Source organism: uncultured Microbulbifer sp. (assembly GCF_947504145.1).
In the GTDB taxonomy this organism is placed as follows: Bacteria; Pseudomonadota; Gammaproteobacteria; order Pseudomonadales; family Cellvibrionaceae; genus Microbulbifer.
In genome coordinates this window covers 877,598-892,366 of record NZ_CANNGQ010000001.1, presented here as the reverse complement: position 1 = coordinate 892,366, position 14,769 = coordinate 877,598, and the positions used below count along the sequence as shown (strand labels likewise).

At 57.1% G+C, this 14,769-nt stretch carries 9 protein-coding genes; 3 read left to right on the top strand and 6 right to left on the bottom strand.

Annotated elements, in window-relative coordinates; translation table 11 throughout:
- Positions 1 to 18: 18 nt before the first annotated feature.
- The 5 genes from Q1A74_RS04020 to Q1A74_RS04000 form a co-directional block, all read right to left on the bottom strand.
- Complete coding sequence (locus Q1A74_RS04020; protein ID WP_299592597.1) at positions 19 to 2,352, bottom strand: FdhF/YdeP family oxidoreductase; 2,334 nt, start codon at positions 2,350 to 2,352, stop codon at positions 19 to 21.
- A 50-nt stretch (positions 2,353 to 2,402) separates the two neighbouring features.
- Positions 2,403 to 3,305: a formate dehydrogenase accessory sulfurtransferase FdhD gene (gene fdhD, locus Q1A74_RS04015; RefSeq protein WP_299592596.1), complete on the bottom strand. Its 903-nt coding sequence runs from the start codon at positions 3,303 to 3,305 to the stop codon at positions 2,403 to 2,405.
- The gene (locus Q1A74_RS04010; protein WP_299592595.1) at positions 3,306 to 3,626 is read right to left on the bottom strand and encodes a heavy metal-binding domain-containing protein; all 321 of its coding nucleotides are present in this window, start codon (positions 3,624 to 3,626) and stop codon (positions 3,306 to 3,308) included.
- A 145-nt stretch (positions 3,627 to 3,771) separates the two neighbouring features.
- Positions 3,772 to 5,946 (bottom strand): malate synthase G, encoded by a 2,175-nt coding sequence (locus Q1A74_RS04005; protein ID WP_299592593.1) that lies wholly within the window; start codon positions 5,944 to 5,946, stop codon positions 3,772 to 3,774.
- A 198-nt stretch (positions 5,947 to 6,144) separates the two neighbouring features.
- Positions 6,145 to 7,080: a LysR family transcriptional regulator gene (locus tag Q1A74_RS04000; protein WP_299592590.1), complete on the bottom strand. Its 936-nt coding sequence runs from the start codon at positions 7,078 to 7,080 to the stop codon at positions 6,145 to 6,147.
- A 218-nt stretch (positions 7,081 to 7,298) separates the two neighbouring features.
- Here Q1A74_RS04000 and Q1A74_RS03995 point away from each other — a divergent pair, with 218 nt between their 5' ends.
- From Q1A74_RS03995 to pta, 3 genes are all read left to right on the top strand, one after another.
- Positions 7,299 to 8,897 (top strand): isocitrate lyase, encoded by a 1,599-nt coding sequence (locus tag Q1A74_RS03995; RefSeq protein WP_299592589.1) that lies wholly within the window; start codon positions 7,299 to 7,301, stop codon positions 8,895 to 8,897.
- A gap of 148 nt (positions 8,898 to 9,045) precedes the next feature.
- Entirely contained in the window at positions 9,046 to 10,323 is a 1,278-nt protein-coding gene (locus Q1A74_RS03990; protein ID WP_367275355.1) for an acetate kinase, read from the top strand.
- 3 nt (positions 10,324 to 10,326) lie between these two features.
- Complete coding sequence (gene pta, locus Q1A74_RS03985; RefSeq protein ID WP_299592585.1) at positions 10,327 to 12,465, top strand: phosphate acetyltransferase; 2,139 nt, start codon at positions 10,327 to 10,329, stop codon at positions 12,463 to 12,465.
- 9 nt (positions 12,466 to 12,474) lie between these two features.
- On the opposite strand, the gene Q1A74_RS03980 is transcribed toward pta, so the two are convergent.
- On the bottom strand, positions 12,475 to 14,706 hold the full coding sequence (locus Q1A74_RS03980) for an acetyl-CoA hydrolase/transferase C-terminal domain-containing protein (protein WP_299592583.1): 2,232 nt from the start codon (positions 14,704 to 14,706) through the stop codon (positions 12,475 to 12,477).
- Between the last annotated feature and the right edge of the window lie 63 nt (positions 14,707 to 14,769).

Sequence of the window (14,769 nt, the reverse complement as noted above, 5' to 3'; positions counted from 1 at the left end):
GAGCCTCCCCTTTTCCTGCTAAATAATGCGCTCGGGTGCTGAGCTCGGCTCCAGGCGAATGGCGATATATTTTGACGTTGGTGTAAAACTGCCGACGCCATAACTTTCCAGCGGCACCAGTGGATTGGCTTCGGGATAGTAGGCCGCCGCCTGGCCTTTCGGGACATCAAAAGCGATCAAGGTAAAACCGGAAACGCGTCGCTCAACGCTGTCACTCCACAGGGCGACGATATCCACCTTCTGTCGATCGGCAAACCCGAGGCGACGAATATCGTCACTGTGTGCAAACAGCACATGACGCTCGCCCTTCACTCCGCGATAGCGGTCGTTTAACCCGTAAATGGTTGTGTTGTACTGATCGTGAGAACGCAAAGTCTGCAACACCATGTCCGCACCGCGCGCGCCCTTTTTACCGATTTTCTTCAGCACTTCAGCAGGCAATGGTGCCGGTAAGGTGTGGCTGATGAAATTGGCCTTGCCGTTGGCAGTATTCCACCGGCGCAGGCCTGCGGGGTTCTGCAGATAAAACCCACCTGGCGCTTTGAGCTTTTCTTCAAAATTTTCGAACCCGGGGAGCACGTCCGAAATCAGGGCACGGATCCGGCGGTAGTCTTCGATAAGATCAGCCCAGGAAACTGGCGTACTACCCAGTGTCGCCTGGGCAATACCGGCAACGATGGCGGGTTCCGAGCGCATTTCTTTTGAAAGTGGCTGCAGCTGGCCGAATGATGCGTGCACCATGCTGAAGGAATCTTCCACGGTGACCGCTTGCGGACCGGCGTGCTGGCAATCAATATCCGAACGGCCCAGGCACGGAAGAATCAGCGCTCGCTTGCCCGTCACCAGATGACTGCGGTTGAGCTTGGTGCTGATCTGTACAGTAAGATCGCAGTTGCGCAGCGCTTCATGTGTGCGTCGGCTATCCGGTGTTGCCTGAGCAAAGTTGCCGCCCAGGCCGATAAACACTTTAATTTTGCCTTCGCGCATGGCCTCGATGGCTTTCACCACGTTGTAACCAGGCTCCCGAGGCACAGAAAATTCAAAACGGGCTTCGAGTGCGTCAAGCAACTGCGCCGGCGGATTATCATCAATCCCCATGGTGCGATCGCCCTGTACATTGCTGTGCCCACGCACCGGGCACAAACCCGCTCCAGGGCGCCCTATCTGACCGCGCAGCAACTGCAAATTGGCAATTTCCTGAATCGTCGCTACCGAATGGCGATGCTGGGTAATGCCCATGGCCCAGCAGATGATGGTAGCTTCACTGCGGCAGTAAATATGCGCAGCGCGCTCTATTTCGTCCTTTTCCAGGCCGCTGAATACCTGGATCTCGTCCCAGCTGGTGTCGTCCACTTGAGTGCGATAGCCATCAAAGCCGGCACAATGTTCACGGATAAACGCCAGGTCCAGTGGGCCATCGTCACCGGCATGCTCTGCTTCCCGCTGCCACTGAAACAGGAATTTGGCGATGCCACGAATGGCCGCCATATCGCCACCCAGTGCGGGGCGCAGATAGGCGGTGCTCAACGGCGTATCCCCACCAGTGAGCATCTGCACTGGATCCTGCGGGGCCTGGAATCGTTCCAGGCCGCGTTCTCGTAACGGGTTCAACACCACCACCTGCGCGCCGCGCGCTACCGCGTCACTCAGCGGTTCCAGCATGCGCGGATGGTTGGTGCCCGGGTTCTGCCCGATGACGAAAATGGCTTCCGCCTTGTCAAAATCCTCGTAGGTCACCGTGCCCTTGCCGGTACCGATACTCTGTTTCAGGGCGACGCCACTGGCCTCGTGGCACATGTTGGAGCAGTCCGGGAGATTGTTCGTGCCGAAGGCGCGGGCAAACAGCTGGTACAGGAACGCCGCCTCATTGCTTGCACGGCCGGAAGTGTAGAAGGCCGCCTGATCGGGAGTGTCGAGCGCTTTCAGCTCGCTCGCGACCAAGGCAAACGCCTCATCCCAGGAAATCGGCTGGTAGTGTTTCTGCTTGCCATCGTAAAACATCGGCTCGGTCAGCCGGCCCTGATATTCCAGCCAGTAATCGTCCTGCGCCATCAGATCTTCAATACTGTGACGGACAAAAAAATCGCGATCCACACCTCGCCCGGACGCTTCCCAGTTCACTGCTTTGGCGCCATTTTCGCAGAAGCGGATACGCCCTTCTTTTGGCGCCTCGCCCCAGGCACACCCGGGACAATCAAAGCCGCCGTTCTGGTTGGTTTGCAACATGGCGCGCAGGTTTTTAAATGGCTGACGGCTCTCCAACCACGCATGTGCAACACTGCGCAAGGCACCCCACCCTGCCGCGGGGCGCTGATAAGGGCGAAAGCGGAAACGATCGACCGGCGTTTTCATGGAATGTCCCGTTTTTAAGCTGATCAACTTCTGTTTATAAAGGGGGCTATTTAACAAAGTTTCTTTTTGATCACAGCCCCGCTGTACAAGCGAGGCCCGCCCTGTGCGGGTTGGTGCAGCAGGTTGAGGCTATATTGCCGCGCCCAGCGTACGGCGATATCGGAGGGGGACGCGAGGCTGACTAGAGTGCCAATGCCCGCCCGCAGGCACTTCTGGATCAATTCGAGGCTACAACGGCTAGTGATCGCGACAAATCCACCGCCCATATCCAACCCTTCACGCAAGCTGGCACCAATCAGTTTATCCAGCGCATTGTGGCGACCAATATCCTCTCGGCAGATGCGGGTTCGCCCTGCCTCATCAACGTAGATGGCACCATGCATTGCACCACTGGACTGGCGGTGCTGCTGAGCGCCCTGAAAACGTTGCCGCAGTTGGGAGAGATGGGCGGCAGGCGGTAAAGCACAGAAGTCAGTGCACCCTGATGATGGTTGGGTGGGAACCGCGAGCGCCTGAGCCAATGCCTCAACACCGCACAATCCACAACCACTGGTACCGGCCGAGGCCCTTCGGGATACCCGCAGTGTCGTCAGCGCCCGCTGATTAAGGGTGATATGCAAAAGCACACGGTCTTGCGCCGGCTCCACTTCCAGATCCACAATCTGCGAGCGCTGGCGAATTACTCCGGAAGATAAACTGAACCCGTACGCAAAGTCTTCCAGTGCCTCCGGGCTCGCCATCATTACCCCGTGATTGATGCCGTTGTAACAAAAGGCAACCGCCACCTCCTGAGCCAGCGTCTGATGAGCGAGGGAGTCGCGCGCTGAGCTATCGCGCCCGGATGCTTCCGGATCGCTAAATTCACCGAGCTCAAAATATCTGCTTTCACCGGCTTCGGTACTGCCTGCGACGCTGCCCTCGAGGCTATCGGGCAATTCAGTTGTCACGATCATTTAGCGGATTCTAACTGCGGTGCCGCTGACACTGACCATCATCATGGCGCCCTTGTCACCGACCACTTCGTAGTCGATATCGATGCCGACAATCGCATTGCCACCGAGCGCACGCGTCTGCGCTTCGATCTCGCCAAAGGCGATTTTGCGCGCCTTACCCATCTCCCGCTCATAGGATCCGGAGCGGCCGCCGATGACATCGGTGATGGAGCCAAACAGATCTTTGAAAATATTCGCGCCGAGGATCGCTTCGCCAACGACGACACCGAGGTATTCCTGAATCGGCCGGCCTTCTACGGACGGCGTTGTTGTTTTTAGCATTGACACCCTGCACACCTCATATTGGTAAAAAACACTTTGTGTAGAAAATACTGCCAGAGACTGCCTGATACCTTTCAGCTTACACAAATAAAAAGCCCCGCGCGCGGCGGGGCTTTTTATTTTCGAACAACAAGTTCAGATGGCTTCAACCTTGGCTGGCCTTGAACTCGCGGCGGCGGCGGTGCAGTACCGGCTCGGTATAACCATTGGGCTGAGCGCAGCCTTCAAACACCAACTCGCAGGCGGCCTGAAAAGCGATGCTTTGATCGAAATTCGGGGCCATGTCGCGGTAAGACGGATCGCCGGCATTCTGGCGGTCAACCACGGCGGCCATACGCTGCATGGTTTCTTCCACCTGAGCACGGGTACAGACGCCCTGCTTCAACCAGTTGGCGATATGCTGAGAGGAAATTCGCAGCGTTGCGCGATCTTCCATCAGGCCCACGTCGTTGATATCCGGAACCTTGGAGCAACCAACCCCCTGATCAACCCAGCGCACCACGTACCCGAGGATACCCTGGGCATTGTTGTCCAGCTCACGCTGGATTTCATCGGCGGTCCAATTGGGATTTTCCGCGACCGGTACCGTTAGGATGTCGTCGAGACTGGCAGGTTTGCGACTGGCAAGCTCGTCCTGGATCGCCGGCACATCCACCTTGTGGTAGTGCAGCGCATGCAGGGTTGCCGCGGTTGGGGACGGAACCCAGGCGGTGTTGGCGCCGGCCATGGGGTGGCCAATTTTTGCCTCCATCATGGCTGCCATCTGATCGGGGATCGGCCACATGCCTTTGCCGATCTGGGCGCGGCCTTTCAAGCCGGTGGCCAGCCCGGTATCCACGTTCCAGTCTTCATAGGCGGCAATCCACTTCGACTGTTTCATTTCGCCCTTGCGGATCATCGGCCCGGCAAGCATGGAGGTGTGAATCTCATCACCGGTGCGATCGAGGAAGCCGGTATTGATAAACACCACGCGCTCTTTTGCCGCTGCAATGCACGCCTTGAGATTCACTGTGGTGCGGCGCTCCTCATCCATAATGCCCATTTTCACGGTGTTGCGGGCAAGTCCCAGCGCGTCTTCGATACGGTCAAACAGTGTATTGGCGAAGGCCACCTCTTCCGGACCGTGCATTTTCGGTTTCACGATGTACACGCTACCGCTGCGGGAGTTGCGCAGCGGACCGTTGCCGCGCAGATCGTGGATCGCAATCAGGCTGGTGATCATGCCGTCTAGAATACCTTCGGGCACTTCATTACCGTCTTTATCCAGTACCGCATCGTTCGTCATCAGGTGACCCACGTTGCGCACGAACATCAGGCTGCGGCCGGGCAAAGCTACCTTGCCACCTTCCGCGCCGCTGTATTCGCGATCGGAATTGAGTGTTCGCAGGATTTCCTGGCCGCCCTTGCTGACTTTCTCCTGCAGGTCGCCTTTCATCAAGCCGAGCCAGTTGCGGTAAACCACCACTTTGTCTTCTGCATCCACAGCGGCAACCGAGTCTTCACAATCCATGATTGTGGTCAATGCAGACTCCACCAGAATATCTTTCACACCGGCCTTGTCGGTTTTACCGATAGGGCTTTCGCGATCAATCTGAATTTCAAAATGCAGGCCGTTGTGCGCGAGCAGTATCGCCTCCGGTGCATCCTGTGCACCGCGATACCCGATAAACTGACGACTGTTCTTGAGCACGGCGACTTTACCGCCTTTCAACTCGGCTTCCAGCAGAGAACCATTGATGCGGTACTCCCGCACGTCCGTATGGCTGGCTGAATTGAGTGGCGCCGCCTGATCAAGGAAGTCGCGACCGTAGGCAATCACCTTTTCGCCGCGCACTGGGTTGTACTGCCCGGTTTTCTCCGCACCGCCGTCTTCTCCGATCACGTCGGTACCGTAGAGGGCGTCGTACAGGCTACCCCAGCGGGCATTGGCGGCATTCAGTGCATAGCGGGCATTCATCACCGGCACCACCAACTGAGGGCCAGCCATGGTGGCGATCTCTGCATCCACATTCTCGGTTTTTGCGGTGCAGTCTGCCGGCTCATCCACCAGGTAGCCGATTTCATGCAAAAAGGATTTGTAAGCCTCCAGGTCTTTAAAGCCGTCGGGATTTTCCTGATACCACTGATCCATACGGGCCTGGATAGTGTCGCGCTTTTTCAACAAGGTGCGATTTACCGGGGCCAGGTCATTGACGATTTTTTCAAACTCCGCCCAGAAAACGTCGGCATCAACGCCGGTGCCGGGGATCACTTCTTGCGCAATCAATGCATGGAGCTCTTTGGCAATCTGCAGACCGCCAATACGGACTCTTTCCGTCATGTCTGACCTCTTGGAACTGGTAGTTGGTTCTAATGAGTAATACGGGTGCCTACTATCGATACATAGTTGGGCAACAGGTATTCGTGGTGACTAATCAGTTGTAAGTGTGCGGCATTCTAAACAGCCGAACGCCCATATCGCTAATTTATAGCCACTATCTTCACTATTCTCGAAATGAATTTCATCGATTGGGTGAGGCTATAACTGACGCCCCACATCCAGAATCAGTCGACGCATCCACCGGTGCGGCGCACTCTGCTGCAACAGGGGACTCCAGGCCATCTTCAGCTCCAGCGGCGGAATTCGCAGCGGCGGCTCCCGCAGAGCCACACGGGGATTGCTGGTGGCAAGCTGAGCCAGGCGCGTAGGTACAGTGACGATCAGGTCACTCTGCTCGGCCAGTAGCATCGCCACCTGGTAGTGGCGGGTAAACACGGAAATATCCCGTTTCTGCCCGACACGGCCGATCGCCTCGTCTACCCAGCCCAGACGCTGAACGTCCTCCGGGTTCACCCCAACCCCAACGCCCATGCCGGTTTTGCTTACCCAGATATGCTGTGCGCTGAGATAACTGTCCAGATTGTAGTCCTGCAGGATGGGATTATCCGTGCGCATAACGCAGGAAAAGGTGTCACTCCATATGGTGGCCTGATGAAAGCTCTGGGGCATGGAATCAAAACGATTGATCACCATGTCTACCTTCCCCTGCTCCACGTCCACAAAGCTCACGTCGCTGGGTGTCATGATGTCTAGACTGATACCAGGAGCACTGACGCGCAGTTGCTTCAGCAGTGGCGGAATCAGCGTGGATTCCGCGTAGTCACTGGCCATGATACGGAAGGTACGGCGCGCGTCGGACGGGGCAAAATCCCTGTTCGGCTGGATCACCTGATCAATGGCCGCCAGCGCCTCGCGCACCATCGGTTGCAACTCCATGGCGCGCTCGGTGGGCATCATGCCTTCCCGGGTACGCACGAGCAGCGGGTCGCCAAACAACTCGCGCAGTCGCTTCAGGCCATTACTCATGGCCGGCTGGGACAGTCCCAGCTGGTTGGCGGCACGGGTCACATTGCGCTCGCGCAGCAGCACGTCGAGGTAGACCAGCAGGTTCAGATCGGCTCTTTCCAGATTCATGGGGGGCTCTCGGCCGGCAGAGTTCAGCCGGTTCTGGTTAGTGACTCAAGTGAATGACAGTGCAGGATTTCCTGGCGGTCATGGCTAACATTCATTATTTGGATAGCGGGAATCATGACAATAAATTAGCCAAATTATGCCAGCACTCCTAGGATACGCACAACCTAACCGCAGTCACCTTTTCGAAGAAATTCGAGGAAATTTGAGGAAACACCGCCATGTCCACATACTCTCAAGAGATCGAAACTGCAGCGAAGCTCCGCGATAGCAACGGCAGCGCCTGGGATGCCATCAACCCGGAATCTGTGGCTCGCATGCGCCTGCAGAACAAGTTCAAACACGGCCTGGACATCGCCAAGTACACCGCAGACATCATGCGCAAGGACATGGCGGCCTACGATAACGACACATCCAAATACACCCAGTCCCTGGGCTGCTGGCACGGGTTTATTGGCCAGCAGAAGATGATTTCCATCAAGAAGCACTTCGAAGGCAAGACCGACCGCCGCTACCTGTACCTGTCTGGCTGGATGGTTGCCGCTCTGCGCAGCGAGTTCGGCCCCCTGCCCGACCAATCCATGCACGAGAAAACCTCTGTTGCGGCGTTGATTGAAGAGCTGTACACCTTCCTGCGTCAGGCGGATGCCCGCGAGCTGGGCGGTCTGTTCCGTGAGCTGGATGCGGCCCGCGAAGCCGGTGATGAAGTGGCGGCGAAGGCGATCCAGAACAAGATCGACAACCATGTCACGCACGTTGTACCGATCATTGCCGATATCGATGCGGGCTTCGGTAACGCGGAAGCCACTTACCTGCTGGCGAAGAAAATGATCGAAGCAGGCGCCTGCTGTATCCAGATTGAAAACCAGGTGTCCGACGAGAAACAGTGCGGCCACCAGGACGGCAAAGTGACCGTTCCCCACGAAGACTTCCTCGCGAAGATCCGCGCTGTGCGTTACGCCTTCCTTGAACTGGGCGTCGACAATGGTGTGATCGTTGCGCGTACCGACTCCCTGGGTGCCGGCCTGACGAAGCAGATCGCGGTAACCAAAGAGCCGGGTGACCTGGGTGACCAGTACAACGCTTTCCTGGACTGCGAAGAAGTGGCGCCGGGCGATCTGAAGAACGGCGATGTAATCATCAACCGCGAAGGGAAACTGCTGCGTCCCAAGCGCCTGGCTTCCAACCTGTTCCAGTTCAAGAAAGGCACCGGTGAAGCGCGCTGTATTCTGGATAGCGTAACTTCACTGCAAAACGGCGCGGACCTGATCTGGATTGAAACCGAGAAACCACACGTACGTCAGATCGGCGCGATGATGGATGAAATCCGCAAGCAGGTGCCGGATGCGAAACTGGTATACAACAACAGTCCGTCCTTCAACTGGACCCTGAACTTCCGCCAGCAAGTGTTCGACGCCTGGAAGGAAGAAGGCAAAGACGTGTCCGCTTACGAGCGCGACAACCTGATGAGTGCCGAGTACGACGATACTGAGCTGTCCAAACTGGCCGATGACAAGATCCGTACCTTCCAGGCCGACGCCGCCCGGGAAGCTGGAATCTTCCACCACCTCATCACTCTGCCCACCTACCACACTGCGGCCCTGTCTACGGACAACCTGGCCAAAGAGTACTTCGGTGAGAAAGGCATGCTGGGTTACGTTGAGGGTGTCCAGCGCAAGGAAATCCGTCAGGGTATCGCCTGTGTGAAACACCAGAACATGGCCGGTTCCGACATGGGCGACGACCACAAGGAATACTTCGCCGGTGAAGCTGCGCTGAAAGCCGCTGGTAAAGACAACACCATGAACCAGTTTGGCTGATATGACTTACGAGTGTCCCTGAGAAATCGCTTCACTCACTTTTGGGCCGCATTTTGCGGCCCTTTTTTATGCTCGCCTTTCCTGAACCTCCCCCGATTTTCCCAGCTGACCAGCGATCCGCAGCATGGCGTATTTTTGAACTAGGCTTATGGCAAGCCCGCAACAAATCAGCGTGTCCATGTCCTATTCCCGGTCTTCCTCCAACCAAGTCCTCGTCCTCAACTGCGGGAGCTCATCGCTCAAATTTGCGGTAATGAATCCCCGAGATGGCTCGGTTTCCGTGAGCGGTATTGGCGAGGCGCTCGGCCAGGGTGAACCGGTAGTCAGCTGGAAAATCGATGGCGACCGGCAGTCAACGTCGCTACCGAAAGACACGCGACATACCGAGGTCATCCGGTTTCTCGTAGACGAAATTCTCGCCGGACATCCGGACCTCGGTGACCAATTGATCGCCATTGGGCACCGGGTAGTACACGGCGGTGAAAAGTTTTCCCACTCGGTGCTGATCGACGACGCGGTAATCAAAGCGATTCAGGAGTGTGTCGCGCTTGCGCCATTGCACAACCCGGCACACCTTGCCGGTATCGAGGCAGCGAAAGATGCATTTCCCAAACTTCCCCAGGTGGCGGTCTTCGACACCGCGTTTCATCAGTCTATGCCCCGCCACGCATTCATCTACGCACTGCCGTATGCACTCTACCGTGACAACGGCATCCGGCGTTACGGCATGCACGGCACCAGCCACCGATTTGTCACCGAGCGCGCGGCGGAGTTACTGAACCTGTCGGTGAACGAGGTGAGCATCATCTCCGCGCATCTGGGCAACGGCGCTTCGATAACCGCGGTGCGCAACGGCCGCAGTGTGGATACCAGTATGGGTTTGACCCCACTGGAGGGCCTGGTGATGGGCACGCGCAGCGGCGATGTAGACCCGGGGCTGCTCATGCACCTGGGGTCCCGCATGGACTACTGCCTGAAAGAGATCAACGATCTGCTAAACAAGAAAAGTGGTCTGCTGGGCATTTCCGAGCTGAGTAACGATTGCCGCACGCTGGAGAAGGCCGCCGAAGATGGCCATGACGGGGCCCAGCTTGCACTGGAGATATTCTGCTACCGGCTGGCCAAGTACATCGGCTCCTATCACGCGGTATTGCCACAAGTCGATGCTCTGGTATTTACCGGCGGCATAGGTGAAAACTCATCACTGATCCGTGAAAAAGTGATGAATCAGTTGCGCGGTATCGGCTACGCCGTAGATGGCGAGAAAAATGCACGCGCACGATTTGGCGAAGAAGGGCCTATCTCTGCAGACCACTCGGCAGTGACTCTGGTGATCCCCACCAATGAAGAGTGGGTCATCGCCCGCGATGCCGCGGAACTTGTTTCTCCACACATCCCAGATTCCGGCCCGAGTTCGAGGGAGTAATCCATGTCTCGCACCATCATGCTCGTGCCGATCAGTGCAGGGGTCGGCATCACTTCAGTCAGCCTCGGCACATTGCGCGCACTGGAGCGCAACGGAGTGAGTGTCAGTTTTTACAAGCCCATTGCGGAAGCCGTTAAACACGAGAAAAATCGTGATCGCAGCAACGAGATATTGCGTCGCGCCTCCAGCATGAAAGTGCCTGAATCCCTCTCCATGCACCACGCGGAGTCCCTGATCGGACGCGGCGACCTGTCCGAGTTACTCGAAGAGATTCTCGCGCGGTTTCAGGAAGTGGCCAACAAATCTGATGTTGCGATTATCGAAGGCCTGGTTCCCAATGCAGAAAACCAATTCGCCAGCCAGCTCAACCTGCAGATGGCAAAAACACTGGATGCGGAAATCGTGCTGGTGGTCTGCCCAGACCTGGACTCCACGCAGCAACTGAAAGACCGCCTCGAAGTGGCCATGTCGACCTTCGGCGGCGCACAATCCGGGCGCGTGGTGGGCTGCATCGTCAACAAGGTAGGGGCACCATCACAAGTGCCAGACGCGCCAGGTGCCGATATTACCGGTGTATTCGAAGGCCCGGATATACGGCGCGGCAACCTGGAAATTCTCTCCCTATTTGGAAAAAGTCCCCTGCCGATCATCGGCTGTATTCCCTGGAACGCGGAGTTGGTGGCACCGCGGGCGAAAGATTTGGCAGATCACTTTCAGGCGGAAATCATCAACTATGGCGAGCTGGACTCCCGTCGCCTGCAAAGCGTCACCTTCTGCTCCCGTTCATTGGGCAATATGATCTATCGATTCGTGCCAGGCGCCATGCTGGTGACTTCCGGGGATCGACCGGACGTGATTGTAGCCGCCTGCCTCGCGGCCATGAACGGGGTGAAAATTGGCTGTCTGGTGCTCACCGGTGGCTACAACATCCAGCCCCTGGTGCGGGAACTCTGTGCGCCGGCCATGGAAACCGGATTACCCGTGGTACTGGTCAATACCAACACCTGGCAGACCGCATTGCAGTTGCAGACGTTCAATACGGAAACGCCTACTGACGACGTGGAGCGGATCGAGAAAGTTCAGGATTTTATCGCCGGTCATCTGGACAACCAATGGGTGGAATCTCTCGGCAGTGAGTCCGACCGGCCGAAACGCCTTTCCCCACCAGCCTTCCGCTTTCACCTTACTGAGCTTGCGCGCCGCGCCAACAAACGAATCGTGCTGCCGGAAGGTGATGAACCCCGCACGGTAAAAGCCGCCCTCTCCTGCGCAGAGCGCGGCATTGCAAGGCCGGTACTGCTCGGCGACCCGAAAGAAATCCACCGGGTGGCGGAGCAGCAAGGGCTCTCGCTCAGCGATAAGGTGGAAATCATCGACCCGAAATCCGCACGCAACAAGTATGTGGAGCCGATGGTCAAACTGCGCAAGAACAAGGGGCTCACGGAAATTGTGGCCAAAGAGCAACTGCAAGACAACGTGGTACTGGGAACCATGATGCTCGCAGAAGACGAAGTGGATGGGCTGGTTTCCGGCGCCGTGCACACCACCGCCAATACCATCCGCCCTGCCCTGCAACTGATCAAGACCGCCCCCAATGCCAGTCTCGTTTCATCGGTATTCTTTATGCTGTTGCCAGACCAGGTGCTCGTTTACGGGGATTGTGCCATCAACCCCGACCCCAATGCAGAAGAGCTGGCCGATATTGCGATCCAGTCCGCCGACTCGGCAGAGGCCTTCGGCATCGAGCCCCGCGTTGCCATGATCAGCTACTCCACGGGCAGCTCTGGCACCGGTTCGGATGTGGACAAGGTGCGCGAAGCGACAAAAATTGCGCAGGAGAAAAGACCGGACTTGGTCATCGATGGCCCGCTACAGTACGACGCCGCCATTATGGAAAACGTGGCCAAGAAAAAAGCGCCGAACAGTCCAGTTGCCGGCCGTGCCACGGTGTTTATTTTTCCGGATCTGAATACCGGCAACACCACCTATAAAGCGGTGCAGCGCAGTGCCGACTTGATCAGCATCGGGCCGATGTTGCAGGGGATGCGCAAGCCGGTAAACGATCTTTCCCGCGGCGCGCTCGTGGATGACATCATCTATACGATTGCGCTAACGGCGATCCAGTCGAGCCAGTTAAAATAGCGTATCGCATTAATCGGCTGGAAAGTTTGAGCGCAGCCCCAGAGCGTCAGAAACTTCGCCGAGCGGCCTGCGTTTATCCAGAAACCGGACCAGCGCACCGGCCACCACGTAGGCTTCCAGACGGTGTTCGAACGTATCGCTATAACCAAACGCCATGCGGTCGAGACAGGCGTGGACCTCTTTGTACTCCGCATCGCTGCTTTTACAGGCCACCAGCCCTTTGCGCAGAATGGGCCACATGTCCCAAATCTTGCGCCCCTCCTCCTTCACCGCCTTCAATCCGATGGCCAGTTGCGCTTCTTCATACGTCAGGTCCGTACCCAGCGGGTAATAAGGCAGCAGCTGCAAGCGATGCCCCTGACAAAAGACGGCCTCAATACGCTCCGGTGTATTGTTGCTGAAGGCCTCGGGAATCTCGTAGTCGGCTTCGACCTTCCCTGCCGACTTGGCCTGTTCCAGCAACTCCTTCTGAAAGCGGGAATCGGCGATACACAAGGTGGCGACAATCACGTCGCGATCGGTTTTTCCCCGTAAATCTGCGATCCCGTACTCAGTGACCACCATATCCCGCAGATGGCGGGGAATGGTGCAGTGAGGGTATTCCCACACAATATTGCTGCGAATACGCCCACCGGAAAGCCGCGTACTGGGCAGCGCAATCACCGAGCGCCCACCGGGAAGCTCGTGCGCCTGAGCAACAAAATTGTACTGACCGCCCACACCGCTGACCACGCGCCCATCCTCCAGGCCGTCAGAAATTACCGCGCCATTCAGAGTGACCATCATCGCCGAATTTACAAACCGCGCATGCTGACGCTGTTCGATCTTCAGCGCGCGGCCCTTCTGTAATTCGTTGATATAATCGATCGCGGTCATATTGATCCCGGCCATCTCAGACTCGGGCATTTCCCGCAATGCTTTGTACATGGCTGTGGAGCCCAGGTAAAAACCGCCGTGTAGCCAGGTGCCTCCGGGGAGCTTTTTCCCCTCGCAGCTGCCGAGCAACTTCTTGCGGCCAGCACTGCTGTGCAGGTCGCACTCTTCCATTTCACCGTGTTCATCCAGGAAACGGTGGCCACGCCAGCTGTAACTGGGGTCGACGATGCCAGCGCGCTGAAGAAAATCGGTGTCCGCTTCGGTCAACGGGCATTGGATACGCCCCGCTTCGCGCAGTGCCACAAGCAGTTCTTGCGTCGCGATGTTGGCGACCTGCTCCTCGTTGATTAAGTGCTGCAACGTAGCATCGTCGTACACTTCGCGGGTCATCACCCCCGAGCGCCGCAGGTGCAGGAAACCTTCTGGCACCATTTCACTGGCACCGTAAATTCCTCTTTCGAAAACACCTAACTCCAATGGCTGACGGCACAGCGCCTGTTCCCCGTCTTCATTCAATGACTGGAGAATATCCCGGTAATCCGCGTTGTTTCCCTGGCGCAGATTCAGCACATGACAGATGGCATCCCCCAGGGCACCGATGCCAATCTGCAAGGTACCGCCATCTTTGATGATCCCGGCAATATGAAAGGCGAGCGCGTAATCAGTGAGCCTTACCGGCGGATTGGGCGCGGGGAAGATTTCCCGTGCAAACGGCTCTCCCTCCAGCAGAAAATCAAACAGATCCATGGGGACACGCGCATCGCCACCCATAAACGGCAGCAGTGGATTCACCTCACCGACCATCACGATATGCCGGTAGTCCCGCTCTTGCGCTAGCCGAAGCAGCGGCAGAGTAAGATCCGGATTGGAACTGAGGCTGAAATCCCCACTCCCGTCGGTAGCCGGCGATACCATCTGTGCCACTACATTGACGCCTCTGTCCAGCAGGTCTCGCGGTACATGGGTGTAATTTGCACTGACATAGCTTTGCTGCGCCGAAGGCGTCGACAGAAAACTGCCGGGCTGCATAAAGAACTCGCAGATCTCGACATTTTTGGGCAGCAGGCCTTTGCGGCGCGCCTGGTTGTACGCCAGATCCTGATAATCGCTGTACAGACGGTCGAGCAGTGGCTGCACAAAGCGACGCTGCAACTCGCTACCGCCGGATGGGCGCTCCAGCGTCAGCGCGGTGTAAATGGTGAGGGAAATTTCCGGATCCTGCTCCGCACGCGCATAGATGGCATTGGCAAACTGGTTCGCCTTACCAATACCCAACGGCAAGCCGAGAACAATGCGCTTGCCAACTTTGTCGAGCACAGCTTCCACACACTGCTCTACTGCGCCGAATGTTCCCGGTTGTGCCATTTGCGCCCTACTCCGCCTGCTCAACTGTTACGCGGCTTTCCGCTAGTGCTCTGCAAAGGTACC